This window comes from Nocardia sp. NPDC005745 (assembly GCF_040630775.1).
Classification (GTDB): domain Bacteria; phylum Actinomycetota; class Actinomycetes; order Mycobacteriales; family Mycobacteriaceae; genus Nocardia.
The window spans coordinates 40,815-67,498 of the sequence record NZ_JBEXYF010000019.1; the positions used below are offsets into that span (position 1 = coordinate 40,815).

Below are 26,684 nucleotides of genomic sequence, written 5' to 3' on the forward strand. Positions count from 1 at the left end.
GACCGGCGACGAGCGGGCCGTTTCAGCGGTGCTGGAAAGCGGGAGTGCGTAAGAGGTCGAGCGGATCGGTGCGGATGGTGAAGCGCTCGCGCAGGGCGTGGCGGGCGGCGTGCAGCCCGCTCATGCCGTGCACCCCTGGGCCGGGTGGCGTGGCCGACGAGCACAGATAGACACCGGGGATCGGTGTGGCATAGGGATTCCAGCGCGGGGCGGGGCGGAACGCGAACTGACGCAACGTCATCGCCCCCGCGGAGATGTCGCCGCCGATGTAGTTGGCGTTGTGCGAGGGCATTTCCGCAGCCGTGATCACGTTCCTGGCGACGATCAGATCGCGGAAGCCCGGCGCGAACCGCTCGACCTGAGCGATCACATCCTCACTGACGTCGCGGGTGGAGCCGTTGGGCACGTGGGCGTAGGTGTAGAAGGTGTGGCCGCCGGCGGGCGCGCGAGTGGAATCGACCACACCGGGCTGGATGGACAGCACATAGGGCCGTTCGGCATGCCGTCCCATGGCCACGGCGTGCTCCGCGGCCATGGCCTCGGCGCGGGTGCCGATGACGTGTACCGTTCCGGCCCGCGCGCAGCCCTCGGCCTGCCACGGCACCGGCCCGGAGAGCGCGAAGTCGACCTTGCACGCCGCGCCGCCGTACCGGAAACGCCGCAACCGCTTCGCATACCGCGCGGGCAACCGGTGCTCGGCGATCCGCAGCAGTTCGGCGGGGGCGAGATCGAGCAGAACCGCGCGGGCATCGGCGAACTCGTCGATCGAGTCGACCCGGTGCCCGGTGTGCACCCGGCCGCCGAGACGTTCGAGTTCGGCGATGAGCGCGTCGGGAATGGCCTGACTGCCGCCGCGCGGTATCACCCAGCCTCCGACATGCGCCAGCGTGCCGAGCAGCAGTGCGGCGCCCGCGGCCGTGATCGCGCGCGGCGGGATGATCGCGTGGGTGGCGATACCGGTCAGCAGGGCGGGTGCGACCTGCTCGCGGAACCTGATGTCCCACAGCGGCGAGCCCTGCTCCACGGTGCGCAGGCCGAAACGGATCGCGGTGGCGAGCCCGGAGGGGACGCGGCGCAGATCCGACATCGCGATGTCGACCACGTCGGGCCAGTGCCGCACCAGCGGCGCGAACAGTTTGCGCCAGGTCGGGCCGTCGGGACCGAGAGCCTCGACCGTCCGTTCCAGGTCCCGCCAGGCCAGCCCGGCCACGCCCCCGTCGAGCGGATGGGCGTAGGAGACCTCCGGCGCGAGCAGCTCGACGCCGTGCGCGGGCAGATCGAACGCCCGGAAGAACGGGGAGGCCGCCGCCATCGGATGCGCGCCGGCACAGACGTCGTGCCGGTAGCCGGGAAGGGTCAGTTCCGCTGTGCGGGAACCACCCCCGGCCGTTTCCTCGGCCTCGTAAACCTCCACGGCGAGCCCCGCCCGGGCCAGGATCACCGCGGCGGCGAGCCCGTTCGGTCCGGAACCGACCACCACCACATCAGCCATACCTCCACGCTACCGGCCGGCCGGCCTTCGACGTGCTCGCCGACACCACCCCCTGCGCGACCGGCACGCCGACCCGGCAGCGGTCCGGCATCGGTCTCCCGACTCCGGATTACCGACTCCCGTACGTGCGTGGCCGGTCACCGAGCAAGCTCCACGGTTGTCGACGAGAGCCGGAAGGTGCGAACCCGCCGCTAGCGCGCACCGGCCGCGGCGAGCCACTCCGCCACGAGGAGATCACATCGCCTGCTTCGCAGCTCCGGTCGAAGACGACCTCCGCGTTCGAGGGTGGCCAGGCCGTGCAGGGCGCTCCAGGCGACCTCGATGCGGGCGCCGAGGTGGGGTTCGCCGACCAAGGGGCGGAACACGGCTTCCAGGTCACCGAACGCCTCGCGCAGCGGCAGGGGCGCTTCCGGTCCGAAGGGGAGATCGGTGTTCATCACCAACATCGCGGCATAGAGCGCCGGGTTGACCGCGGCGAATTCCAGGTACGCCCGCGACACCGCGCGCAGTCGGCCCGCATCGTCGGAGTCCTCGGGTCCCGCCCGTCGCAAGACCTCGGTGAGTTCGGCGAAACCTTGCTCCGCGACCGCAGAGACGATCGCCGACTTCCCCGCGAAGTGGCTGTACAGCACGGGTTGACTGTGTTCGATCCGTTCGGCGAGGCGACGCATGGTGACCGCCTCCCATCCCTGTGCCTCGGCGAGCTCGCGCGCGGTGTCGATGATGCGCTGCCTGCGTTCGGCCCGCTCGCGTTCCTTACGCGTTCGAGTGGTCATACCCGCATATTCTAGCGTCGCTAGACAACCTATCGAAGCTCTATTACTGTCACTATCAGATATAGCATCGCTAGATTTTGAACCAGAGACTTCCAGCCAGGAGCACCGCCATGACCCTCTCCCGCATCGCCACCGTCCTGTCCGTGATCGGCGCCGCGTTCATCCTCTACATCGGGATCAGCTACCTGTTCGCGCCGGACACCATCGCTCCCGGCTTCGGCCTGCCCGCCTGGCCGGACGGTGACGCGGCGGCGTTCATGAACCTCAAAGGCGTGCGGGACACCGTCTTCGGCGTGTTGATCCTGGTCCTGCTCGCCCTGCGACAGCGGTACGCGCTCGGCATCGTGACCTCGGTGGTCGCCCTCGTGCCGGTCGGCGACATGCTCACCGTGCTCAGCTGGAACGGTTCCGCCGCCGCGGCATTCGGCATCCACGGCCTGACCGCCGTCCTGGTGGCGCTGACCGGTGGGCTGCTGATCCGGGAGCACAGTCCGGCCAAGCGCCGCGCCGCCGATCCGGTCGCCATGGCCGCCTGAGGCGACGTAGCGGGAGCGCATGATCCAGAACACTCTCGCGCCGACCGCCGATGACTTTCCGAAGCCAGTTCCGTCCACACGATCGAACGCACGACGAGCAAGGAGATCGACATGGCGACCAAGCCGCACGGGCCCGCGTCCTACTTCCCCTCCATCGAGGCCAAGTACGGCCGCGCCATCGAGGAGTGGAAGGCCGCCATGCGCGACACCGGACTGACCTCGCACAAAGAACTCGTCGAATGGCTGAAGACCGAGCACGGATTCGGGCACGGCCATGCCTCCGCGCTCACCCAGCACCACCTGAATCCGGAGAAATGGGCGGCCTGACCCCTGACGCGACGAAGGGCCCGCGGATCCGTGAATCCGCGGGCCCTTCGTCATTCACCCAGCGGCCGGGCGGCTGCCACGCCTCAGCCCGGCGCTACGGATGACCTCTCCCCACCGCCGTCAAGCCTTGACCAGATCTACGGCCTCGGCCTCTTGTGTGCGCGTCGCCTCCGGCGTCCCGTGGCCGTCGTCGACCATGGTCCGCTCGTCGAAAGGCACCTTGCGATCGAGCACCTCGCGCACCCGGTCGACGTCGACGGTCTTGGTCCAGGTGCCGATCAGCACCGTGGCCACCGCGTTGCCGGAGAAGTTGGTCAGCGCCCGTGCCTCGGACATGAAGCGGTCGATGCCGACGATCAAGCCGACGCCGTCGAGGAGTTCGGGCCGATGGCTCTGCAATCCGCCCGCCAGCGTGGCCAGCCCCGCGCCGGTGACACCCGCCGCGCCCTTGGACGCGACGATCATGAACAGCAGCAGCCCGACTTGCTCGCCGATGGACAGCGGCTTGCCCATCGCCTCGGCGATGAACAGCGACGCCATGGTCAGGTAGATGGCGGTGCCGTCCAGATTGAACGAATAGCCGGTCGGCACGACGACGCCCACGGTGGTGCGCTCCACGCCCATGTGGTCCATCTTCGCGATCAGCCGTGGCAGCGCCGATTCCGACGACGAGGTCGCGAGGATCAGCAGGTACTCCCGCGCGAGATAGCGGACCAGCTTGAAGATCGACACCCGCGAGACGCTCCACAGCAGCACACCGAGCACACCGAAGACGAACACCAGGCAGGTGAGGTAGAAGGCGACCATCAGCGTGCCCAGCTTCACCACGGCATCCAGGCCGGTCTTGCCGACCACGTTGGCGATCGCGCCGAACGCACCGATCGGCGCCAGCCACAGGATCATCACCAGAATCCGGAACACGAGTTTCTGCAGCAGCGCCACGCCGCGCAGGATCGGCTCACCCGTCGTGCCCATGGCCTGCACCGCGAAACCGACCAGCAGCGCGACGAACAGCGCCTGCAGGACATTGCCCGTGGTGAGCGACGACAAGAGAGTGGACGGGACGATGTTCTGGATGAATTCCCAGGTGCCGCCCGCGCTGTGCGCGGTGTTGGCCAGGTCGTGACCGGCCTTGGTCGACTTGGCGATATTCAGTCCCGCTCCGGGTTGCAGCAGATTGCCGACGACGAGCCCGATCCCGAGTGCGATGGTCGACATGACCAGGAAGTAGCCGATGGCCAGGCCGCCGACCTTGCCGACGGTGGCCGCCGCGCGCACCGAGCCGATCCCGAGCACGATGGTGCAGAAGATGACCGGAGCGATCATCATCTTGATGAGGTTGACGAAGATGGTCCCCAGCGGGGCGAACGACTGCGCGGTGCCGGGCGCCTGCCACCCGACCAGGACACCGGCCACCACCGCCACGATGACGGCCAGATACAGCCAATGGGTGCGGTCGCGCCGCGTTCGAGTCGAGTCGCTCATAGCGAGGATTTCCCTTCGAAAGGTACCGACGCGAACTGACTCACGCCTTCCAGGCAGAATGATGGTCGGCCGGGTGATCCCGGTCACTGTTTGGTGCATTACGTTCAGCGGAGGAAGAGCTTGTGAGACGCGGTCGGCTCTCCCTCGCCGGGCAGGCGTTCGTCTTCCAGTTGGTCGTCCTCGCGGTGATGATCGCGATCGGTGTGGTGCTCGCGGTCCTGGACGCCAGGCACGACAGCGACGTCACCACCACCAGGGAAGTCACCGATGTCGCGGTGAGCGTGGCCGACGCGCCCTCCACCATCGAGGCGCTGCGCGGCGCGGATCCGACGGCGCGGTTGCAGCCGGTGACCGAGGAGATCCGGCGCGAGACCGGCATGGACTTCATCGTGGTCATGGCGACGGACCGCACCCGCTATACGCACACCAATCCGGCCATGATCGGGCTGCCGTTCAGTGGCACCATCGACCGCGCGCTGGCCGGGGAGACCTTCACCGAGACCTTCACCGGCACGCTGGGCCCCTCCATCCGGGCGGTGACTCCGGTGCACGACAACGGGCGGATCGTCGCCTTGGTCTCCGCGGGCGTGACGCGGGCGAAGATCGGCGACCAGGTCGCCACCCAGCTCCCGGTGATCCTCGGCGTCGCCGGCGCGGGTCTGCTGCTGGCCGCGGGCGGATCGTTCCTGCTCAGCCGCAGGCTACGGCGGCAGACCCACGGCTTGGCGCCCGACGAGTTGCGCGCGATGTACGAGCACCACGACGCGGTCCTGCACTCGGTGCACGAGGGCCTGGTGGTGTTCGGGCCCTCCGGCGAGGACGCCGAGGTGGTCAACGACGAGGCGCGCCGCCTGCTCGACCTGCCGCCGGGCGACGTCCGGCGCAGCGATCTCCCGCTGTCGTTGCAACGGATGAGCTGGGGCACCGTCCGTGACGAGATGCACGTGACCACCGACCGGATCCTGCTGGTCAACCAGGACACCGTGGAGTGGGAAGGCCGGGCGATCGGCACCGTGATGACCATCCGCGACCACACCGAATTGCAGTCGGTGATGGGCGAACTCGATTCCGTGCGCGGCTTCGCGGCATCGTTGCAGGCGCAGGCGCACGAATCCGCCAACCGTTTGCACACCGTGGTCACCATGGTCGAGCTCGGCCGCCACCGGGAGGCGGTCGAGTTCGCCACCGCGGAACTCGAACTGTCCCAATCGCTGATCGACCGGCTGTTCGCCGCGGTGGGCGCGCCCGCACTGGCAGCCTTGCTGCTCGGCAAGGTGAATCAGGCCGCCGAACGCGGCATCGAGCTGACGATCACCGACGACACCGCGCTCGACTCGGTGGACCCGCTGTCCCAGCACGAGACCGTCACGCTCGTGGGCAATCTCGTCGACAACGCCATCGATGCCGCGGCGGACAGTACGTCCGGCTGGGTGGAGGTCACCTTGCGACACCAGCGCGCGGACGCCACGGACGAGTCCCTGCTCTACATCCGGGTGGCCGACAGCGGCCCCGGCATGTCGGCGGAGATGTTCGCGCGCGCGTCCCAGCGGGGTTATTCGACGAAGACCGATCACCACGGGCTCGGACTCGCGCTGGTCCACCGGCTGGTGGCCCGCCACGGGGGAAGCATCCGCACGCAACGGGACCCCGAAAGCGCGGTGACCGTGACGATTCCACGGAAGGAAGCACGATGATTCGTGTGCTGATCGTCGAGGACGAGCCGCTGATCGCCGAGGCGCACCGCGCCTATGTGGAGCGCATCGCCGGATTCACGCCCGTCGGCGTCGTCCATACCGGGCGCGAGGCGATGCGCGCGGCGGCCGACGCCGCGGCCGAGGGAACGCCGATCGACCTGGTGCTGATGGACATCGGCCTACCGGACGCGAGCGGCCTCGACGTGGCCGCGGCGCTGACCGGCCTGGCGCCGCGCCCTGACGTCATCGCCATCACCTCCGCTCGCGACCTGGCCATGGTGCGCACCGCCGTATCGCACGGGGTCGTGCTGTATCTGCTGAAGCCGTTCACCTTCGCCGCGTTCCGCGACAAGCTGGAGCGGTATCGGGAGTTCCGCACCGCACTTCCGGCCGGTGAGAGCGCAATCTCCCAGCACGACATCGATCGGGCGCTGAGCGCGCTGCGCACCCCCGACCAGCGCGCGGCCACCCCCAAGGGCGTCGCGCCGCAGACCCTCGACGAGATCTCCCGCACCGTGCGCGCGGCCGAAGCCGAGGGCGTGACGGCCGCGGACACCGCGACCTCGATCGGCGTCTCGCGCATCACCGCATGGCGCTACCTGGAGAAATTGGCCGACGACGGGCTGGTCGTGCGCCGCTCGGACTACGGAAGGGCCGGACGCCCGAAGACCCGCTACGTCTGGAAGACCACGACCGGCTGATCAGACCGGCTCCGGCGCCTGCGCGCGCTGACCGAGGCGCACCGGCATCCGCTCGTAGCCGTGCAGGGTGAACAGCGCCCGGCGCTCGGGCGGACCGTCCAGGCGCAGGTCCGGAAAACGCTCGAACAGGGCTTGCAGCGCGTAGACGCCTTCCATCCTGGCCAGACTGGCCCCGAGACAGACGTGCACACCGCTGCTGAAGGACAGGTGCTCCTTGGCGTTGGCCCGTCCGACATCGAACCGGCCGGGCTCGGCGAACATCGCCGGGTCGCGGTTGGCGCCGGCCAGCGACAGCACCACCGTGTTGCCCTTGCGCACCGTCATCCCGTCGATCTCGACATCGGTCAGCGCGGTCCGCGCGGTGGTCTGCACCGGCGAGTCGAAGCGCAGGATCTCCTCGACGGCGTTGGGCCACAGCTCCGGGTCGTCGCGCAGCCGCTCCAGCTGATCCGGATGGGCCAGCAGTTGTGCGACACCGTTGCCGATCAGATTGACCGTCGTCTCGAAACCGGCGCCCATGAGCAGGCTGGCGGTGGCCTTGAGCGCGTCGGAGTCCAGCTCACCGGCGGTGACCAGGGTGGAGAGGATGTCCTCGCCCGGCTCGCGGCGCAATCGTTCGATGTGCCGGTCGAGGTAGGCGTTCATCACCTCCATGGCCAGCAGTGCTCTGCGGTGCGCGCGCCACGGGATGCCGACGTCCAGCAGGGGCGTCATCCGATCGCCCCAGTCGAGGAATTTCGCCTTGTCCTCGTCGGGGAAGCCGAGCATCTCGGAGATGATCGCGATCGGCACCTGGGCGGCGAACGACCGGATCAGGTCCGCCGAACCGTGCGCGGGCAGCGCGTCCAGCAGTTCCTCGGTGACCGTCTCGACGCGGTCGCGCAGCCTGCGGATCGCGCGCGGGGTGAAGGCGGAGGCCACCGGCTTGCGCATCGCCGTGTGCTCCGGCGGATCGATCACCAGCATGGACGGCGGCTCGACCGGATTCGGCGGCAGCGGGAAACGCTCGGCCAGCTTCTGCAGCGGCTTGGGGATGTCGAAGCTCTCCGTGGTGCGCACGCCGAAACGGCTGTCGCGCAGGATGGACCGGCACAGCTCGTGGTCGAAGGTCGCCCACGCGATCGAGGTGCGCAGCAGCCTGCGCTGCCCGCGCAACCGCTCGATCAGCGGGTATGGGTCGTCGAAGCCCGCGGTCCCGCCCATCAATTCGGCGAACGGGTCACCGCGGCGCGCCTGCATGCGTAGGACGAGCCGCGGCGCGCCCTGCACGGACAACCAGCGGAACCAATAGTGTGGCCTCATTGTCCAACCCCCGTCGTCGTGGGATGACTCCACCGTACGGAACGCCACCGGGTTGTGGAACGTCCTCAGGTCGGATTCGGCGCCTATACCGTGGTAGGAGCCGCTCAGCCGCGCTGCGCGGTGACCCGCTCCGACGTGATGCGCCGGTCACGCAACGCGGGATCGGGGTTGACCACCTGCACCAGCGAGGCGCCCGCGGCGAGCACCGCCAGATATCCGTCGATCAGTTCGGCCGGTGTGTCCCATGGCGTGCTGGACAGCACCCGGTCCCCCTCGGCGAAGCCCTGGCGCATAGCCGATTTCCGCGCTTCGGCGAGCACCTCGGAGACCGGCATGCCGTCCAGCGCGACACCGGCGCCGCGGGGCAGGAACTGGTCGCCGTGCACGCGTACCGAGGTGGCGAAGTCGGTGACTCCGATCGGCAGGTCGCGCACCGGGGAGCCCATGGCGTCCAGCGACAGCGCTGCGGCCTCGCCCGCGCCGTCGGCGTCGTCCAGGCGATCCGGGGTGACCAGGGCCAGATCGGCGTCCTCGTCGGGGCGCAGCACCACCTCGGTACCCGCCCACCAGCAGCCCAGCAGCACCGCCGCGGTCTGCCAGTGCGCCGGGAGCAGGACGGCGACCCGGGCCCCTGGGCTCAGGCCGAACTCGTCGCGAATCAGGTTGGCGGTCTTGGCCGCCCAGTTCGCCAGCGTCGCGCCGGACAGCTCGATGCGCGCTCCGGTGGCGTCGTCGTAGTAGGTGACCCGCGGGCCCGCGGGTTCGCGGGCGAGGATCGGATCGAGTACCGCTTCGGTGAGAGTGTGTGCCTGGTCGATATCACGCATGGTTCAGTTCACGCATTTCGGTCCGTTCTGGCCTGCGTCGATCGGTGGAGCGGGTGGGACTGGCGTGGCCGCGGTCGACGTTCCGGACAGATCGAACACCCGGCTCGCCGATGAGCCCGGACCAGAATAGTCGCTCGCCAGCACGACGCTCACCGAATCCGGGGACAGCGCCGGATCCGCGAGCACCGCCAGGCCGCCGAGCGCCTTGGCCACCGCCTGAGCCTTCGGGCTGGAAGTGTCCGCCGCGAGCACCCGGCTGCTGGTCACGCGGTTGCCGCTGTAGTTGGTCACCACGCCTTGACGGAATCCCTTGCTGTTGAGTGCCTGGGCCACCTCGGCCGCGAGGCCGCCGACGCCGCCCGCGTTGTAGACGCTGACGGTCACCGTCGCGGGGTCGAAGCCCGGCTCGGCGCTCCGCGGGGCCGGAGCGTCGCCCACCAGCGAGGCGATATAGGACCGGACCGCCTTCGGCTCAACTTTGACCACGGATTCGCCGTTGCCGGTCTCCCCGTTGAGGTCGGCGACCGGAATGGTCTCGAATTTCACCCGGCCGCCGGACAGATCCTTCAACCGCTGCAGGAACGCCAGCACGTCCCAGTCCTCGTCCAGCACGATGGTGCGCCCCACCGCGTCACTGAGTTGCTGGAGCTTGAGCGGATTGGCCAGCGTCTTCGCGCTGAGCACCTGCTGTACCAGCTGGGCCATGAACACCTGCTGGCGCACGATGCGGTCGATGTCGCCGCGCGGCAGATCGTGGCGCTGGCGCACGAAACTCAGCGCTCGCGGCCCGTCCAGGCGCTGGCGTCCCGCGGGAAATCTGGCGCCGGACATCCATTCGTCCACCGGGTTCTTCAGGCACACCTCGACCCCGCCGACGGCGTCGGTGAGCAGCGCGAAGCCGAGGAGACTGACCTCGGCGTAGTGGTCGACGGTGATGCCCGTGAGCCCGGCCACCGTCTTGATCAGCGCCTGCCTGCCCGCCTGCGTGGACTGCCGATCGGCGTCGGCGGCCGAGACCCCTTGATCGGTGAGCTTCTGGATCTGCATCGCCTTGGTCGCACCGTAGGCCGAGTTGATCTTGCCCATGCCCAGGCCCGGAATGTTGACGTAGGAGTCGCGCGGGATCGAGATGGCGGTCGCCGAGCGCCCGTCGTTCGGCACGCGCAGCAGCACGATGGTGTCGGTGTTGGTGCCGACCTCGTCGCCCGCGTGCAGCATCGCGCGCTCGGCGTCCGACAGGGGGTTGCCGTGCGCGTCGGTGCGGCTGTCCACACCGACCAGCAAGATGTCCACCGCGCCGTCGCGATTACCGCCGAGGCCGAGATCGCCCAAGCGCTCGATGTCGGCGACCAGCGCGTCCACGCTGTGCCAGGCGAAACCGGTGAGCGCCAGCACGATCACGGCGGCGGCCACCGCGATCGAGCGCAGCGGCCCGAAGGCCGGGCCGCGGGATCCCCTCGTCCGCGACAACGCCGATGTGCCCCTCCGCTGCGACAAGTCCCAATCCTCTCGCCGAAACTCGGTGTCATGGCGATGCGTGCGCAACCGATCCGCCACCATGGTTACCGCTCGCCCCGCCCGATTTCGGGATCCCCGATAGCTCAAGGCTATCGAACGGTTATCGCGAACGGCCGCAACCGCGCAACCGGCGGCGTGCCAGACTTGCGCCCGTGACCGACCCCACCGCGCCCGAGTCCACCGTCTCCGTCCGCCTCGTCGTCACCGGGGCGCACGGACAGGTGGGCCGGGAACTGCTGCGCCTGGCTCCGGCCGCCAGCGGCTACGGGCGCGCCGAACTCGACATCACCGACCCCGTCGCCGTGCGCGCGGTACTCGCGCCCGGCGACGTGGTGCTGAACTGCGCCGCCTACACCGCCGTGGACCGGGCCGAAACCGAAGCCGAAGCGGCGTACGCGGGCAACGCCACCGGACCGGCCGTGCTCGCCGAGGTCTGCGCCGACCTCGGTGCCCGGCTGATCCATCTGTCCACCGATTACGTCTTTCCAGGTACCCAGGATCGGCCGTACGACACTGCGGATGTGACGGGGCCGACTTCGGTGTACGGAGCGTCCAAGCTCGCGGGTGAACAAGCGGTGCTCAGCCGCTGCCCGGACGCGCACGTGGTGCGCACCGCGTGGGTATACACCGGGCGCGGTGGCGATTTCGTCGCCACCATGCTGCGGCTGGAGCGGGAACGCGACACCGTCTACGTGGTCGACGACGAGGTCGGCTCGCCCACCTACGCCGCCGATCTGGCCGCCGCGCTGCTGGAACTGGCGGACCGGCCGGACGCCCCCCGGGTGGTGCACGCCACCAATGCGGGGCGGGCCAGTCGATTCGAGCTCGCCCGCGCGGTGTTCGCGGGTATCGGCGCCGATCCGGGGCGCGTCCGCCCGTGCGACTCGTCCGCTTTTCCCAGACCCGCACGGCGCCCGGCGTATTCGGTGTTGTCGCCGCGAGCCTGGAACGATGCCGGGCTGCGCCCGCTGCGGGATTGGCGGACCGCGCTGGGGGACGCGCTGGCACGACGGTCCGGCTAGCGCGTACCTCCGCCTTCGCCGCGGCCTCGGGCGGGCCATCGGCGAACGGAGTCCGGCTGCGCCCATTAGAGTTGCCTGTCGTGAGTGATTCCGATTCCGCGGCGCCCGCGGGCCTGGCCGTCGTCACGGTGACCTACTCGCCGGGTGAGCACCTCGAGCACTTCATCAGCACCCTGGCGGGGGCCACCGCGGAGAAACCGCAGGTGATCCTCGCCGACAACGGGTCGGTGGACGGTGTGCCGGAGCTGGCCGCCGAGGCGAATTCGCACGTGCGGCTGCTACGCACCGGCGGCAACATCGGCTACGGCGGCGCGATCAACCGGGCGGTCGCGGAGATCGATCCGGACATCGAGTTCATCGTGATCGCCAACCCGGACATCCGCTGGGGCACCGATTCCATCGACAAACTGCTCGCCGCCGCCAAGCGCTGGCCGCGCGCGGGTGCGCTCGGGCCGCTGGTGCTCGAGCCGGACGGCAGCGTGTACCCGTCGGCCCGCCGGGTGCCCGGCCTGCTCGACGGAGCCGGGCACGCGATCCTTGGCACGGTGTGGAAGTCCAACCCCTGGACCCGCCGGTACCGGCAGGAGAACGAGGAGATCTCCGAGCGGGCCGTCGGCTGGCTGTCGGGCTCGTGCCTGCTGGTACGGCGCGCGGCGTTCGACTCGATCGACGGCTTCGACTCGCGCTACTTCATGTACATGGAGGACGTCGACTTCGGCGACCGGATGGGCAAGGCGGGCTGGCACAACGTGTTCGTGCCGGACGCCGAGGTGACCCACGCCAAGGGCCACGCGGCGGGCCGCCATCCCGAGGTCATGCTGCCCGCCCATCACGCCAGCGCCTACCGGTTCCAGGCCGACCGGCATCCGCACTGGTGGCAGGCTCCGCTGCGGCTGGCGTTGCGGGCCGGACTTGCGATCCGCTCGCGGATTGCGGTTCGATCTGCCCTGCGCCAGCAGGCGCGCGACGCCGGGTAACCGGCGGCGCAGGCGAGAAACGACCTTGTGAACAGGGGAGCTTGATGGCAGGAAATACAGGCACCGACGCGGTGATCCTGGTCGGCGGGCAGGGAACGCGGCTGCGTCCGCTGACCCTTTCGGCGCCCAAGCCGATGCTGCCGACGGCCGGGCTGCCGTTCCTGACCCATCTGCTCGCCCGCATCGCGGAGGCCGGGATCACCCATGTGGTGCTCGGCACGTCGTTCAAGGCCGAGGTGTTCGAGGAGCACTTCGGCGACGGCTCCGAGCTCGGCTTGGAGATCGAGTACGTCACCGAGACCGAGCCGCTCGGCACCGGCGGCGCCATCCGCAACGTGCTGCCCAAGCTGCGCGCGGACAACGTGATGGTGTTCAACGGCGACGTGCTGGGCGGCACCGATCTCGGCGCGGTGCTCGACACCCACGAGTCGACCCGCGCCGACGTGACGCTGCACCTGGTCCGGGTCAGCGACCCGCGCGCGTTCGGCTGCGTGCCCACCGACGAGGACGGCCGGGTCACCGCGTTCCTGGAGAAGACCCAGGATCCGCCGACCGACCAGATCAACGCCGGATGCTACGTCTTCCGCCGCGAGTACATCGAGAAGATCCCCGCCGGGCGCCCGGTGTCGGTGGAGCGCGAGGTGTTCCCCGCGCTGCTGACCGAGGGCGCCCGCCTCCAGGGGTACGTCGACGCTTCCTACTGGCGCGACATGGGCACTCCCGAGGACTTCGTGCGCGGCTCCGCCGACCTGGTCCGCGGCATCGCGCCCTCCCCCGCCCTGCCCGGTCAGCGCGGTGAATCGCTGGTCCATCCCGGCGCGGGCGTCGCGCCGGGAGCGGTGCTCATCGGCGGGACGGTCGTCGGGCGCGGCGCCGAGATCGGCGCGGGCGCGCGTCTGGACGGCGCGGTGGTCTTCGACGGCGCGGTGATCGAGGCGGGCGCCACGGTCGAGCGCACCATCATCGGGTTCGGGGCGCGCATCGGCCCGCGGGCGCTCGTGCGCGACGGCGTCATCGGGGACGGCGCGCACATCGGCGCCCGCTGCGAACTGCTGCGCGGAGCCCGCGTCTGGCCCGGTGTGGTGATTCCCGACGGCGGCATCCGCTTCTCCACCGACGTCTGAGGCGCGTTCCACTCGCCGCGCCCAGGTGACCGTCCGGCGAATCCGGGCCGCACCCGCCGTCCGTACATCCACGCACGCGACGGTGCGAGAAGCAGCCGGTCAGGCGAAGCCGACGGCCTGTTGCCCCCAGGCGGTGTGCAGGTCGCGGTCGGGATCCTCGACCACGCGATCGACGCTGTCGATGAGCAGGGTGGCGCGGTCCGCGAGGCGGTAGGGCGGCCAGTGTTTCGAGCCGTCGAGCGCCGCGGGGACGCCGTGGGTGACGAAGGCCAGCCAGCGGCGCATCATCCGCCCGGAGACCTCCGTGGCCGCTTTGCGGCCGCCCAGCCAGAAGGTGGGGTCACGGTTGATCGTGCCGAAATTGCCGAAGATATATGGCAATTCAGTGGCGTGACCCGCGCCGACCCGGGCCGCCCGCAACATCGGGGTGGCGTAGTCGAAGCGGTACATCCAGGTGGGCGAGTGCTCGGCGTGACCGTCGGCCACCCAGTGCGCGGGCATCCGGAACGCCGCGTCGGTGGACATCGCCAGCGCGCCGCGCGCCTTGTTCAGGTCCGGGTAGGCCGAGGTGATTTCGGCGATCCGCTCCGCGGACATCTCCGGGTGGCCCGCGGCGACGTCACGCAGCATCGCGTTCACCGCGTCCGGCGTCACCGGCATGATCGGCGAGCGCAGCAGCCGGAACAGCGACGCCTCGTCCTTGTTGGTGCCGATGATCAACGGCACCCGATGCGATAGCCCGCGCTGGAACCGGTCGATCGGGTAGGTCGGCAGCAGATCGCCGTCGACCACCGGGGCCGCCGCCAGCCTGCCCGGCTCCTTCAGCGGTATCTCGTCGAGCAGGACGCCCGCCGCCGCCACGATCCGGTCGATCGGGCATTCCAGCAGTTCCTCGGCCCTGCTCGCGGGCAGTTCGATCAGATCCAGGAAGCGCTGCGCCACCGTCGCGGCGCGCTCGGGCCCGAATACGGTGGTCGCGGGCGGGCTCTGCGCGATCGCCCGGTGGAACAGGCCGGCCGCGCGCGGAGCGGTGAGCAGCGCGGTGACGCAACCCGCGCCGGAGGACTCGCCGAAGAGCGTGACATTGCCGGGATCGCCGCCGAACGCGGCGATGTTCTCGCGCACCCACTCCAGTGCGGCGATCTGGTCGTGCAGGCCGAGGTTCGGCGCGAAGTCGTCGCCGAGCGAGGACAGGTCGAGGAAGCCGAGCGCGCCGAGCCGGTAGTTGACGCTCACGACCACGACGTCGCCGGTCGCGGCCAGTTTGCGCCCGTCGTAGATCTGCTGCGCCGCGGTGCCGAGGCAGTACGCTCCGCCGTGCAGCCAGACCATGACCGGGCGCGGTTCGGTTTCCGCGACCCGGTCGGGATCGCCGGTCTCGGGCCGCGGTGACCAGACATTGAGCCACAGGCAATCCTCGCCCATGGTCAGGCCCGAATCGATGGGGACCATGGTGCCCATCGTCTGGGGTGCGATCTGCCCGTACGCGGTGCAGTCGCGCACTCCGTCCCACGGCTGCGGGGGCTGGGGGCGCGCGAACCGCGCCGGTCCGGCGGGGGCCGCGGCATATGGGATGCTGCGCCAGACGGACACCGTGCCCTCGCGCACGCCGCGTACGTCGCCGTGAACCGTTCGCGCGATGGGCTCGGCGTAACCGTCGGGACCGGGCACCGCCTCGGAGAATTGAGCACGCATCGCCGACCTCCTCATACTTCTTTTTCGAGAGTACGTCGAAGATCAGGTAGTCCACGTTGTGTTGCCGAGACATGGCCGCGTCGCCTGCGATTCATCCGCTGTTCAGGCACCTGTCCGGAGCCGCGATGTCGAATCGGTCACTGCGGCGGCCATCACTCGCCGCCACCCTCGGTAGCCGCAACGGTGCTCCCGCCCCCTCCTTGCCATGATCGCGACGTCGTTCGACCGACGTTCGGATGTGCCGCGCGGCCGCGAAGGTTTCGGCGCAGTCCGATCCGAACACAGCGCGGCGCGGCGCTTAAACTGAGCGGATGCCGAGTTACAGCTACCGGTGCCGCAGCTGCGGCGACACGTTCGAGGTTTCCCGCCCGATGGCCGAGGCGTCGGCGCCCGCGACCTGCCCGGTCGGCCACGACGACACGGTCAAACTGCTCACCACCTTCGCCACCGTCTCCAGGGGCGGCGGGAGTGCGCCCGCGCCGAGTCCGTCGGCGCCGCCCGCAGGTGGCGGCTGCTGCGGTGGCGGCTGCTGCGGCTGACTTCCCGGCGCGGTTTCAGTCGCGCCGGTCGGCGTGACCGAGGTCGCGCTCGGGTGCCACCCGGTCGCGCACCCGCTGCTTCAGCACCGCAATGTCGGGAAAGCCGCCGTCGGTCTTGCGCTCCCAGATCTGTTCGCCGTCGACGGTGATCCGGAAGACCCCGCCCGAGCCCGGCCGGAGCGCGACTTCGTCCAGGTCGGTGGCGAACGTGCTGAGCAATTCCTGCGCCATCCAGCTCGCCCGCAACAGCCAGCGGCATTGGGTGCAGTACTCGATCGCGACGCGTGCCATGCCCGCCGACGCTACCGGTCAGTCGGCGTGCGTGCCGTCCAGGTAGACCCAGGCGCCATCGGATCGGGCGAATCGGCTGGCCTCGTGCAGCGCGCCGCGACCGCCCGCGTCCCGGTAGTGCGCGACGAACTCCACCGTTCCGGTGTCGTCGAACAGGCCACCGCGGTCGGTCCGAGTGACTTCGAGGAACAGCCAGCGCTGGGCGGGGTCGAGGGTCAGATCGGCCGGTCGGGTGCGCGGATGCCAGGAACGCAGCAGGTAGGCCACATCTCCCACCGCGAACGCGGTGTAGCGCGAGCGCATCAACGCTTCGGCGGTGGCAGCGGGACGCTCGCCGCGAAGCACCGGACCACAACAGTCGTCGAAGGCCTCGCCACGCCCACATGGGCAGCGCCGTGCTCCGCTCATGCCACGTCCTTTCCGGTCCGAGCGGCGCCGTCCATGGTCACGTTCGCCACCGCTTGTCCTGATCCGCTCCATCGTGCCCGTTCCGGCCGATCTTGCCGACGGGACATGATGGCCGGTCACTCCCGGCGCGCCTGCACCGCCGCCAGGTCCGCGGCCAGGGCGACGGTCTGCTCCCGCCAGCGCCGCAGATCGGTGACACTCGGCGCGAGTTCGTAGTCGTGGTGGTGCGCGGCGCGCGACAGTGCCGCCCAGAGCACGGCCACGCGCGCCGCCTCGTCCGGGCCCGCGAAGGCGCGCAGCGCGATCAGCTGCGCCCGCATCGGACAGCGGACCAGCGGCGGCGCCAGCCGCAGCCACAATTCGTCCACGGCTTGCTCCAAAGCGATCCGCAGAATCCAGGCCGTCGCCCGGGACCACAGCCCGCCCGCGTCGGTCACCGATCCGGCGAGCAGCAGATCGACCGTCTCCAGCCGCTCGGCGACCGACGGCCGATTCCCGCGCGGCCGGTGCGCTCCGTCGTTGCGCCCACGCTGCCCGGGCCGGGACGCGCTGCCGCCGCCCGCGGGGCCGCGACGTGCGCCGACCGGCCGACGCCGCCCGCTCATCGGCGCCTCACCGGGCCAGCCACGCCACGAACTTCTCCGTTTCGCCGATCAACTCGCGCATGTCGCGCCCGATCGGCACGTGCGCGCCCGCCGTGGCGTCGCGCAGTGCGTCCACCACCCACCGTCCTTCCGCCGCGATGAGGTTCCGGTTCAGATCGTCGACCTTGCTGCCGACCCCGAAGACCGCCAGCGCCACCTTCGCCCTGGTGGACTGCGCGGCGTCGATATGGCGCTCCACCTCGCGGTGATTCATGCCCGCGGCGAGCAGCGTGCGCCGCGCCCTCGCCAGGCTGGCCGCCTCCACCGCGGAACGGCAGCACGTGGCCACCAGCTCGTCGGCGATCGCCGCGGGCAGCTGCGGGGTGCGCACCAAGGCGCGGGCGTCGTCCAGATAGCGGCGGATCGGATCGCTGGACACCCGCACCTCGACCACCGAGCGGTCGCGCCGCTGCACCTCGAGCACGGTCGCGTCCAGCTGCATCCGCCGCACCGCCTCGGCGAGGCGCTCGTCATGGGTGAAGACCACCACCTGACGGGTCCAGGCCACCGTGGCGAGCACCTGGGCCAAGCCGTCCACCTTGGCCGGGTCCATCGCCTGCACCGGGTCGTCGATCATGACGAAGCGGAACGGGCTCTGCTCCACGGTGGCTCGCGGCAGGAACAGCGAGAGACCGAGCGCGTGCAACTCGCCCTGGCTCATCACGCCGAGGGCTGCGCCGTCCACCTCGTCCACGGTGACGTCGAGCAGCACGCGGCGCGCGGTGCCCGCGTTGCCCTGCAATCGGATCGCGCCCAGTTCCACGTTGCTCTGCTGCCGCAGCGTGCGCCACACCCATCGGGCCGTCGTCTCCAGCGGCGTCATGCGCTCGCCGCGCAGGCCCGCGGTGGCCGACTTCAGCCAGTCCTCGGCCTTCTTCACCGTGCGCAGTTCCGCCGCGTGCGCGGCCACCTCGCGCGCGCCCTCCAGCCAGGCCACGATCCGCGGCACCAGCGGCGTCCACACCTCGTCCAGGCGGTCGAGTTCCTTGCGGGTGCCCTTCTGCAGCAGGTCGAGCTCGTCGACCAGCCGCGCGTGCGCGCTGCGCAGCCTGCCGGGCAGGTCCGGGGTGTATTCGGCGGCGGTCAGCGCGGCCCACTCCGCCCAGGCCTCGCGCACCGCCGTGGTGTCGACCGACGGAGGGTTGCGCGGGTCGAATTCCAATTCGGCGGGCACGAGGTCGGGAAGCGCCCGCGCGGCGCGCACGGCGTCGCCGAGTTCGATGCGGGCGGTGGTGAGCGCGTCCACCCGGGCGGCGAGTCGCTCGATGGTGGCATCGGTCTCGCGCACCCACGTCTCGTCCAATGCGCCGCGGCCGCACACCGGGCACGGGCATGCTCCGCTCGCCGCCTGGTGCTCGCGGGCTTTGCGCAGCAGTTCGAGCAGGCGCAGATCGGATTCGGCGTCTGCGGTCGTGCCCTCGGCGAGGGCAGCGCCACACGCTTCCAGCCGGGTGGCCACCGCGTCGACTTCGGCGTCGTCGGGCAGCGCGAGCCGCACGATCGCGCGCAAGCCGTCCGGGCCTGCCGGATCGTCCACCACGCCGAGCACTTCGCGGCCCACCGCGGCGAGATCGGGCTGGGCGGGCCGCAGCAACCCCGCCACCCGGATCGCGCGGTCGTCGGCCACCGACGCGAGCAGTTCCAGCAGTTCCAGCCGTTCTTGACGCGAATCCCGCACGGCGCGTTCCAGTTCCAGGCGGCGCATCCGGATCCGTTCCTGCGCCAGGGTGAGTTCGTCCAGGCCCAGCAGCTGGTGCAGCGCGTCGAACAGATCACTCGGTTTCCCGTCCACCAGCGCGCCGAGTTCGCTGTAAGACAGGAAGGGGCGGTAGAGCTCGAGCTGGGCCGTCCACCGGTCCATGTCGAAATCCGTGGGCGCCGCGGGCGGATACCGCTGGGTCCAGTGTGCGTCCGGCAGGTCGGCGTCGGCCGCCCATTCCTTGGTGATGGTGAGCCGGGGCGCGTCACCGGCGGTGAGCATCTCCAGCTCGATCCGGGTGGCCGTGCCGTCGTGCAGGTTGCGCCAGCCTTCCCGCCAGGCCGCCGATCGCCCGTCCCACCGGCGGTTCCCGCCGGTCAGCGCCAACTCGGCGGCCTCGGCGAAACTGGATTTGCCGCTGCCGTTGCGGCCGACCACGAGGGTGAGACCCGGCCCCGGCGGCAGCTGTAGCGTCGTCTCGGGGCCTATGCCGCGGAATCCGCACACCCGGATGGCGCTCAGGAAGATCCCGGAATGATCGAACGCCGTTGCCGCGTCGTCCGATTCGGCGGCGCCGAGGGCGCGCAGCACGGTCCGCGTGACCGAGGGAGTGACCGCCGGATCCTCGGCGAGGCGCCGGGTGACCACCTCCGAGAGCCGGGGCGGCGCGTCCGCGGAGCCGGCGGCCTGGACAGCGTCGGGATCCAGGCGCATGCGAAAAATCCCCTCCACCATCGAGCCGCCACACGTCCTCCGACCCCGTGCGCGGCGCCTGTCGAAGCTGTGCGAAACGCTACCCGATGGCATCGGGATCGCCCACCGCACCCAGGCGAATCTGCCCGCGGGGATGGATATGGTCATCGAAACGCCTGCGCCGCGTCTCGATGTCCACCCCTCGCCAACCCCGGCGGGCAGCTCGATGGTGTCAACACCCGTTCCGGGTGGCTCGGTCGAGCCGAACAGGACAGAATGCCAGAGCGCCACGATCGGCGCAAGATTCGTTCGGGTGGCGAATACGGCGCCGGGACAAGCCGTTCCGCGCGCGGCCGGGCACCGGTGGCGGCACTTGTCGGTGCGCTGCGGTAGAAATCCGGTCAACCGAGCAACGAAGGAAGGCGATGAGCCACCACCGAGCTGGAGCCTCCCGATGACGACGCCGTGGACCGAAGACCAGGTCACGGCGCTGGCGCCGGACGCGAATTCGCTGTCGGCGGCCCGCAAGCTGGTGAGCCGCTGGCGCGAGTGCGGGCAGCACGGCACGGCGCTGTGGGGGCAGTGCCAGGGCAGCGGCGCCACGCCGTATCAGACGATCGTCGACCTGTCCGGCCCGGCATATCGGTGCTCCTGCCCGAGCCGCAAGTTCCCCTGCAAACACGCGCTGTCGCTGTTGCTGCGCTGGGCCTCGGGCGAGGTCGCCGTCGTTCCCGAGACCGCCGATTACGCGGCGTCGTGGATCGGCGGCCGTGCGGCGCGGGCCACCGCGGCCGCGGACCGGCCGCGCACCGCGAACCCGGCCACCGCCGAACAGCGGCGGGTGCGGGTGACGGCAGGCTTGGAGGAACTCGACGTCTGGCTCGGTGATCAGGTGCGCACCGGGCTCGCGCAGGCCGATCGCTCGTATCGCGCCTTCGAGGCCGTGGCCGCCAGAATGGTCGACGCGCAGGCCCCCGGCCTCGCCTCCGCCCTGCGCAGGCTCCCGGTCGCCATCGCCACCAGAACCGACTGGCCCGATGTGGTGCTGCGCGAGTACTCGCGGATGCACCTGCTGATCGCCGCGCACCGGCAGCTCGACTCGGTGGCTCCCGCGCTGCGCGCCAGCATCCGAACCCACGTCGGCTATCCCAACCCGGCCGAGGCGGTGCGCGCCGAACCTCCGGCCCGCGACCGATGGATGGTGTTCGGATCGCGGATCACCGAGGACGAGCGCCTCTACACCCGGCGGACCTGGCTTTACGGGAGGGCAAGCAGACGCTGGGCGCTGGTGGTCGACCATTCCTTCGGGTCCCCCGGCTTCCCCGCCGACGTTCCCGCGCTCGGGCAGATGGCCGACGCGCAGCTGCATTTCTATCCGGGCGCCGCGCCGCTGCGTGCGCTGTGGGGGGAACGGCACAGCGCCGCCGAACCTTTCACCACACTGCCCGCCGCCGACAGTCCCGCTACGATCGCCGCCGCGCTGGCCGCGCACGCGTCGGCGCTGGGCGCCGATCCGTGGTTGCGTTCCTGGCCGATGCTGCTGGCCGACGTGGTGCCCACCCGCACCGAAGAAGGCTGGTACGTCACCGAATCCGACGGTACGGCGCTGCCGATCCGGCCGGGCGAGCAACCGTGGACACTGCTGGCCGTCTCCGGTGGTCATCCGGTGACCGTGGTCGGCGAGTGGAGCGCCGACGGGCTGGAGCCGATTTCGGTGTTCACTGCCGGTGCGGTCGTCGACCTGGTGCGCACCGAGGTTTTCGGATCCGATTCGTCCCACTCGCCCGCCGGGTCGACCGCGGGCGCTGACCTCACGTCCGTCGCCCTGCTGGGCACCGCACGCCGAGCGCCGGATCTCGCCGCGCTCGCGCCGTCGATCGCGCGCGCGGCGAATCGATTGCCGAGCGATCCCGCGGTGCGGCTCCTCGAAACAGCCGCGCTGCAAGACCTTTTCCTCCGTGGCGGCCTCGAACCTGCCACCGCGGCCCCACCCGAGCCCGCCGCGGACGATCCGCGCCCGTCGTTGCCGCGCGCCGCGGCGGCACGCCTGTCCCGCATGCTGCGGGAGCGCTCGGCATTTCTTCCCGAATGGTTCGACGCGGCGCGGCCGCACGATTACCGGGCGCCGGACGCGCTCTGCGAGCAACTGCTCGAGCACGCGAAGATCAACGCCACCTTGCGCGAGCCGCTGCTCCGGTTCGCGGGCGCCCGCGGCAGCTGGCTGGCGGCCCGGCATCCGGACTGGCGCGACCTGGTCCGGCAGCCGTCCACCGCGTCCGAGCGCTCCGCCGACACGTGGCTGTTCGGCCGGCCGCCCGAGCGCCGCGACTGGCTCGCCGAACTCCGGCGCGACGACTCCGCCGCGGCCAGGGCGGCACTGACCGCGGCGTGGCCGAAGGAAACCGGGCCGTTGAAGGCCGAACTGCTGGCCGTGCTCGCCGACCGGCTCGGCCCGGACGACGAGCCCCTGTTGGAAGCGGCGCTGGACGACCGGCGCGCGGACGTGCGCCGCACCGCCGCCGGACTGCTCGCCCTGCTGCCGGAATCGGCGTTCACCCAGCGGATGCGCGAGCGGGCGAACGCGTGGATCCGCGCCGAGCACCGGATGCTGCACACGAACGTGCTGCTCACACTGCCGGATACGCTCGACGCCTCCGCACAGCGCGATGGGATCACCGACCGCACGACCGAATTCGCCTACCGCTGGAACGGCGCGCCCGACGTATCCGCGGCCCGGCTCCGGCAGGTGGTCGCCGCCACCCCGCTCGCGCACTGGGCCGGCGTGCTCGGCACGCCGCAGCAGGCGGTGCGCGCCACGATCGACGACCGGTTCCGGCAGCCGGTCTTCGACGGATGGGTGGATGCCGCGCTGGCGCAACGTGATTCGGCGTGGGCGCGAGCGCTGTTCGACGCGGGCGTGCCCACGGACCTGGCGATGCTGCGCAGGCGAGAGCTGTTCGCGCTGCTGCCGCTGCCGGATCGGACCGCGCACCTGACGCGGCTGGACGGCTCGTGGCTCTCCGAGATCGAGGCGCTGCTGCCTGCGATGGGCCATCCGTGGCCGGAGGCGCTGGCCCAGCACGTGGTCCTGCTGCTGTTCGAGCGGGCGCGGGCGGCGGCGCGGCGTCCGGAGACGCACGGCGCCGCACCGAACGCGCACCGGTCGCTGCTCGCCGCGGCCGCGGTGCACCTTCCCGTCGCCGCCGCGGGCACACTGACCGCGGTGGCCCGCCGATGCGACGATCCAGCCTGGGAGCGGGCCTTCGCCCAGCTCGCCCATGACCTCAACCACCGCTCGATGATGCTCGAGGAGCTGCAGTGACCACCACCGACCCGGCGCCGGATCTGCTGCGCCCCCACGCCGAACAGGCATACGACGACGAGCTGCGCGCCCTCGCCGCCGCCGACGACCGGCCCCGCCCGCCGTCCTGGCGACTGTCGCCCTGGGCGGTGGTCACCTACCTGCTCGGCGGCTCCCTCCCCGACGGCACGGTGATCACCCCCAAGTACGTCGGTCCGCGCAGGCTCATGGAAGTGGCGGTCGCGACGCTGGCCACCGACCGGGCGCTGTTGCTGCTCGGTGTGCCGGGCACCGCCAAGACCTGGGTGTCGGAACATCTTTCCGCCGCCATCAGCGGTGCGTCGACGCTGCTGGTGCAGGGCACCTCGGGCACGGCCGAGGAGGCCATTCGCTACGGCTGGAATTACGCGCGGCTGCTCGCGGAGGGGCCGAGCGAGGCGGCGCTGGTGCCGTCGCCGGTGCTCACGGCCATGCGGGCGGGCTCCATCGCCCGGCTCGAGGAGCTCACCCGCATCCCGTCGGACGTGCAGGACGCGCTGATCACCATCCTGTCCGAGAAGACCCTGCCGGTGCCCGAACTCGGCATCGAGGTGCAGGCCGCCAAGGGTTTCAACGTCATCGCCACCGCCAACGACCGCGACCGCGGGGTGAACGAGTTGTCCTCCGCGCTGCGCCGCCGGTTCAACACCGTGGTGCTGCCGCTGCCCGCGAGCGAGGACGAGGAGGTCGCCATCGTCAGCAGGCGGGTCGAGCAGCTCGGCGCGGCCCTGGAACTGCCCACCGTGCCCGCGGCGGCCGAAGAGGTGCGGCGGGTGGTGCGGGTCTTCCGCGAGTTGCGCTCCGGCAGCACCGCCGACGGCCGAACGAAGCTCAAGTCGCCGTCCGGAACACTGTCCACGGCCGAGGCGATCTCGGTGATCACCAACGGGATCGCGCTCGCGGCGCACTTCGGCGACGGCGTGCTGCGCGCCTCCGACATCGCGGGCGCGGTGCTCGGCTCGGTGATCAAGGATCCGGTTTCCGATGCGGTGGTGTGGACCGAGTACCTGGAGGCCGTGGTCCGCGAGCGCCCCGACTGGGCGGATTTCTACCGCGCCTGCCGTGAGGTCAGCGGGTGACCTCCGGCACCGAAACCGCCGCGACGACCAGGGTTTTCGGCATCCGCCACCATGGGCCGGGGTCGGCGCGCTCGCTGCGGCTGGCCTTGGCGGCCTTCCGGCCCGACATGATTCTCATCGAGGGGCCCGCGGACGCCGATCCGCTGGTGGGCCTCGTCGCCGCCGAAGGGATGTCCCCGCCGGTCGCCCTGCTGGCCTACGTCCCCGACGCACCCGCCAAGGCCGCGTTCTGGCCCTACGCGGTGTTCTCCCCCGAATGGCAGGCGCTGCGCTACGCCGTGGACAACGACGTGCCCGTGCGGTTCTGCGATCTGCCCGCCACCGTCACGCTCGCGACGGAGGACGAGCCCGGCGACCGGTTCGATCCGCTGGCCGCGCTCGCCGAGGCGGGCGGCTACGACGACGCCGAACGCTGGTGGGACGCCGTCGTCGAGACCGTCCCGGACGCCGACGCGTTCGAGGCGATCACCGAGGCGATGGGCGCGCTGCGCGAATCCGTCGAGCACACCGGTGGCCAGGGCGACATGATGCCGGAAACCGGCCCACCGGACGCGAACGAGAACCCGTCGAGCGGCGAGGACGTCGAGACCGTCCGGAACCCGCCGGCGGTCGAACTCACCGGGAAGCTTGCGGACGATCTGGGGCCCGAGCCCGATTCGGTCGCGGAAGCGGTTGCCGAATCGCCGTCGCGCGAATCACCGTCCGAACCACTCGTGGTCGACGCCCACACGCTGCGGCGCGAGGCCTATATGCGCCAGACGATGCGCAAGGCGCTCAAGGACGGAGCGAGGCGGCTTGCGGTGGTGTGCGGTGCGTGGCACGCACCCGCGCTCACCGGCGCGCTCGGTCCCGCCGCGCCGGACGCCCGGTTGCTCAAACGCCTGCCGAAGACCAAAGCCCGGCTCACCTGGGTGCCGTGGACACATTCGCGGCTGTCCACGTCCTCCGGCTACGGCGCGGGGGTCACCTCCCCCGGCTGGTACCACCATCTGTTCACCGCGACCGAGCGGCCGATCGCCCGCTGGCTGACCAAGGTGGCCGGTGTGCTGCGCGCCCACGATCTGCCGGTCTCCAGCGCGCACGTCATCGAAGCCGTCCGGCTCGCCGACGCCCTCGCCGCGTTGCGCGCCCGCCCGCTCGCCGGTCTGTCGGAGGTCACCGAGGCCACGCGGTCGGTGCTGTGCGGCGGAGACGAGACGATGCTGCGGTTGGTGATCGGTGAACTCGTCGTCGGCGAGGCGCTCGGCGCCGTTCCGGAGCAGACGCCGACCGTGCCGCTGGACGCCGACCTGCGCGCCACCATCCGGTCGCTGCGGATGAAGCAGGAGCCCTCGATCCGCACCGTCGACCTGGATCTGCGCAAGGAACGCGAGGTCGAGCGGTCGCGTCTGTTGCACCGGCTGCGGGTCCTGGACATCGAGTGGGGCACGCTCACCACCAGCGAGGTCCGCAGCACCGGCACCTTCCGGGAGACCTGGACGCTGCAATGGCATCCCGAGTACGCGATCTCGATCATCGAGGCCTCGCGCTGGGGCACCACCATCCGCAGTGCGGCGGAGTCGAAGATCCTCGACACCGCGAGCCGCGCCGACCGCTCGGTCGGCGAACTGACCGCCGCGCTGGAAGTCGCGCTGCTGGCCGACCTGGGCGGCGCCACGGACGGATTGATCGCCCGGCTGGAATCCACCGCGGCGCTCGACCACGACGTCACCCACCTGCTGGCCGCGCTGCCCGGCCTGATCCGGACGCTGCGTTACGGCGACGTGCGCGGCACCGACACCAAGGCGCTGGCCCATGTCGCCGACGGGCTGCTGGTGCGCATCTGCGCGGGCCTGTCGGCGGCGGTGACCGGATTGGACACCGACGCCGCCACCGAGTTGCGCGGTCTCCTGGACGCGGCGCACACCGCCATCCACACCAGGGACGACGATTGGGCCACCGGCGAGTGGCTGGCCGCGCTGCGCCGCGTCGCCGACCGCGACGACGTGCACGGCGCGCTGGTGGGGCGTGCCGTCCGTTTGCTCGCCGACGCCGGCCGCATCGACGACGCCGAAGCCGCGCGCAGACTTTCCGCGGCGCTGTCGGTGGGCGCCACCGCCGCGGCCAAGGCGGCGTGGATCGACGGGTTTCTCGGCGGTCGCGGTCTGTTGCTGGTGCACGACCGGGAACTGTTGCGGCTCATCGACGACTGGCTGCGCGGCCTCGGCGACGACACCTTCGTCGAAACCCTGCCGCTGCTGCGCCGCACCTTCGGCGCGTTCGAATCGGGTGAGCGCCGCGCGATCGGGCAGGCGGTCCGCGACGGCGGATCCGTCGCCGCCGCGTCGTCCGTCGCGGGCGTCGACGTCGACCGGGCCACAGCCGCGGTGCGCACCGCGGCGGAGATCTTGGGAGTAGGGGTATGAGAGGTCAGGGCCGGAGGCGGCAGCGCAGCCCAACCACCGAGTGCCTCGGCCCTGCCGGGAAGGACAGAGCATGAGTGATCAGGCAGCGCGGCGATACGGCCGCGGAGTCC

Annotated in this window: 22 protein-coding genes; 11 read left to right on the forward strand and 11 right to left on the reverse strand. The window is 71.0% G+C overall.

Going from position 1 to position 26,684, the window contains the following annotated elements; translation table 11 throughout:
- Window positions 1-22: 22 nt before the first annotated feature.
- A complete protein-coding gene (locus tag ABZ420_RS20845; RefSeq protein ID WP_357125074.1) occupies window positions 23-1,492 on the reverse strand; it encodes an NAD(P)/FAD-dependent oxidoreductase in 1,470 nt (489 codons plus the stop codon).
- Between the two features lie 191 nt (window positions 1,493-1,683).
- Window positions 1,684-2,268 carry a TetR/AcrR family transcriptional regulator gene (locus tag ABZ420_RS20850; RefSeq protein ID WP_357125077.1) on the reverse strand — a complete coding sequence of 195 codons (585 nt, stop codon included), beginning with the start codon at window positions 2,266-2,268 and terminating at the stop codon, window positions 1,684-1,686.
- A 110-nt stretch (window positions 2,269-2,378) separates the two neighbouring features.
- Between ABZ420_RS20850 and ABZ420_RS20855 the strand changes: the two genes are divergently transcribed.
- Both ABZ420_RS20855 and ABZ420_RS20860 read left to right on the forward strand, forming a co-directional pair.
- Window positions 2,379-2,804: a DUF4267 domain-containing protein gene (locus ABZ420_RS20855; protein WP_357125080.1), complete on the forward strand. Its 426-nt coding sequence runs from the start codon at window positions 2,379-2,381 to the stop codon at window positions 2,802-2,804.
- A 111-nt stretch (window positions 2,805-2,915) separates the two neighbouring features.
- A complete protein-coding gene (locus ABZ420_RS20860; RefSeq protein WP_357125083.1) occupies window positions 2,916-3,131 on the forward strand; it encodes a DUF4287 domain-containing protein in 216 nt (71 codons plus the stop codon).
- 120 nt (window positions 3,132-3,251) lie between these two features.
- Here the strand turns inward: ABZ420_RS20860 and ABZ420_RS20865 are convergent, their stop codons facing one another.
- Entirely contained in the window at window positions 3,252-4,616 is a 1,365-nt protein-coding gene (locus ABZ420_RS20865) for a cation:dicarboxylase symporter family transporter (RefSeq protein WP_357044745.1), read from the reverse strand.
- A 188-nt stretch (window positions 4,617-4,804) separates the two neighbouring features.
- On the opposite strand from ABZ420_RS20865, the gene ABZ420_RS20870 reads away from it, so the two are divergent.
- Together ABZ420_RS20870 and ABZ420_RS20875 are read left to right on the forward strand one after the other, a co-directional pair.
- Window positions 4,805-6,310, forward strand: a complete 1,506-nt coding sequence (locus tag ABZ420_RS20870; protein ID WP_357125331.1) for an ATP-binding protein — start codon at window positions 4,805-4,807, stop codon at window positions 6,308-6,310.
- A complete protein-coding gene (locus ABZ420_RS20875; protein ID WP_040869265.1) occupies window positions 6,307-7,011 on the forward strand; it encodes a response regulator in 705 nt (234 codons plus the stop codon). The genes ABZ420_RS20870 and ABZ420_RS20875 overlap by 4 nt, the downstream gene beginning before the upstream one ends.
- Here ABZ420_RS20875 and ABZ420_RS20880 read toward each other — a convergent pair whose 3' ends face one another.
- The 3 genes from ABZ420_RS20880 to ABZ420_RS20890 all read right to left on the reverse strand — a co-directional run bounded on the left by ABZ420_RS20880 (window position 7,012) and on the right by ABZ420_RS20890 (window position 10,568).
- Window positions 7,012-8,313 carry a cytochrome P450 gene (locus ABZ420_RS20880; protein WP_357125086.1) on the reverse strand — a complete coding sequence of 434 codons (1,302 nt, stop codon included), beginning with the start codon at window positions 8,311-8,313 and terminating at the stop codon, window positions 7,012-7,014.
- A 104-nt stretch (window positions 8,314-8,417) separates the two neighbouring features.
- Entirely contained in the window at window positions 8,418-9,140 is a 723-nt protein-coding gene (locus ABZ420_RS20885) for a TIGR03089 family protein (RefSeq protein ID WP_040869268.1), read from the reverse strand.
- A 3-nt stretch (window positions 9,141-9,143) separates the two neighbouring features.
- Window positions 9,144-10,568 (reverse strand): LCP family protein, encoded by a 1,425-nt coding sequence (locus ABZ420_RS20890; RefSeq protein ID WP_357125333.1) that lies wholly within the window; start codon window positions 10,566-10,568, stop codon window positions 9,144-9,146.
- 242 nt (window positions 10,569-10,810) lie between these two features.
- On the opposite strand from ABZ420_RS20890, the gene rfbD reads away from it, so the two are divergent.
- From rfbD to ABZ420_RS20905, 3 genes are all read left to right on the forward strand, one after another.
- A complete protein-coding gene (gene rfbD, locus ABZ420_RS20895) occupies window positions 10,811-11,680 on the forward strand; it encodes a dTDP-4-dehydrorhamnose reductase (RefSeq protein WP_357125089.1) in 870 nt (289 codons plus the stop codon).
- Between the two features lie 80 nt (window positions 11,681-11,760).
- Window positions 11,761-12,657 (forward strand): glycosyltransferase family 2 protein, encoded by an 897-nt coding sequence (locus ABZ420_RS20900; RefSeq protein WP_040869272.1) that lies wholly within the window; start codon window positions 11,761-11,763, stop codon window positions 12,655-12,657.
- A gap of 44 nt (window positions 12,658-12,701) precedes the next feature.
- The gene (locus ABZ420_RS20905) at window positions 12,702-13,781 is read left to right on the forward strand and encodes an NDP-sugar synthase (protein WP_040869274.1); all 1,080 of its coding nucleotides are present in this window, start codon (window positions 12,702-12,704) and stop codon (window positions 13,779-13,781) included.
- Window positions 13,782-13,880: 99 nt separating this feature from the next.
- Here the strand turns inward: ABZ420_RS20905 and ABZ420_RS20910 are convergent, their stop codons facing one another.
- On the reverse strand, window positions 13,881-15,476 hold the full coding sequence (locus ABZ420_RS20910; protein ID WP_357125093.1) for a carboxylesterase/lipase family protein: 1,596 nt from the start codon (window positions 15,474-15,476) through the stop codon (window positions 13,881-13,883).
- Between the two features lie 311 nt (window positions 15,477-15,787).
- On the opposite strand from ABZ420_RS20910, the gene ABZ420_RS20915 reads away from it, so the two are divergent.
- On the forward strand, window positions 15,788-16,015 hold the full coding sequence (locus ABZ420_RS20915; protein WP_357125096.1) for a zinc ribbon domain-containing protein: 228 nt from the start codon (window positions 15,788-15,790) through the stop codon (window positions 16,013-16,015).
- A 15-nt stretch (window positions 16,016-16,030) separates the two neighbouring features.
- On the opposite strand, the gene ABZ420_RS20920 is transcribed toward ABZ420_RS20915, so the two are convergent.
- From ABZ420_RS20920 to ABZ420_RS20935, 4 genes are all read right to left on the reverse strand, one after another.
- Entirely contained in the window at window positions 16,031-16,306 is a 276-nt protein-coding gene (locus ABZ420_RS20920; protein WP_357125099.1) for a SelT/SelW/SelH family protein, read from the reverse strand.
- 18 nt (window positions 16,307-16,324) lie between these two features.
- Complete coding sequence (locus ABZ420_RS20925; RefSeq protein ID WP_357125102.1) at window positions 16,325-16,714, reverse strand: YchJ family metal-binding protein; 390 nt, start codon at window positions 16,712-16,714, stop codon at window positions 16,325-16,327.
- A gap of 116 nt (window positions 16,715-16,830) precedes the next feature.
- Window positions 16,831-17,319 (reverse strand): hypothetical protein, encoded by a 489-nt coding sequence (locus ABZ420_RS20930; protein WP_357125105.1) that lies wholly within the window; start codon window positions 17,317-17,319, stop codon window positions 16,831-16,833.
- Between the two features lie 7 nt (window positions 17,320-17,326).
- A complete protein-coding gene (locus tag ABZ420_RS20935; protein WP_357125108.1) occupies window positions 17,327-19,771 on the reverse strand; it encodes an AAA family ATPase in 2,445 nt (814 codons plus the stop codon).
- A 433-nt stretch (window positions 19,772-20,204) separates the two neighbouring features.
- On the opposite strand from ABZ420_RS20935, the gene ABZ420_RS20940 reads away from it, so the two are divergent.
- The 3 genes from ABZ420_RS20940 to ABZ420_RS20950 are packed head-to-tail and all read left to right on the forward strand — an operon-like array spanning window position 20,205 to window position 26,574.
- A complete protein-coding gene (locus ABZ420_RS20940; protein WP_357125112.1) occupies window positions 20,205-23,072 on the forward strand; it encodes an SWIM zinc finger family protein in 2,868 nt (955 codons plus the stop codon).
- On the forward strand, window positions 23,069-24,169 hold the full coding sequence (locus ABZ420_RS20945; protein ID WP_357125115.1) for an AAA family ATPase: 1,101 nt from the start codon (window positions 23,069-23,071) through the stop codon (window positions 24,167-24,169). The genes ABZ420_RS20940 and ABZ420_RS20945 overlap by 4 nt, the downstream gene beginning before the upstream one ends.
- Window positions 24,166-26,574 carry a DUF5682 family protein gene (locus ABZ420_RS20950; RefSeq protein ID WP_357125119.1) on the forward strand — a complete coding sequence of 803 codons (2,409 nt, stop codon included), beginning with the start codon at window positions 24,166-24,168 and terminating at the stop codon, window positions 26,572-26,574. Before ABZ420_RS20945 ends, ABZ420_RS20950 begins: the two co-directional genes overlap by 4 nt.
- Window positions 26,575-26,684 lie beyond the last annotated feature (110 nt).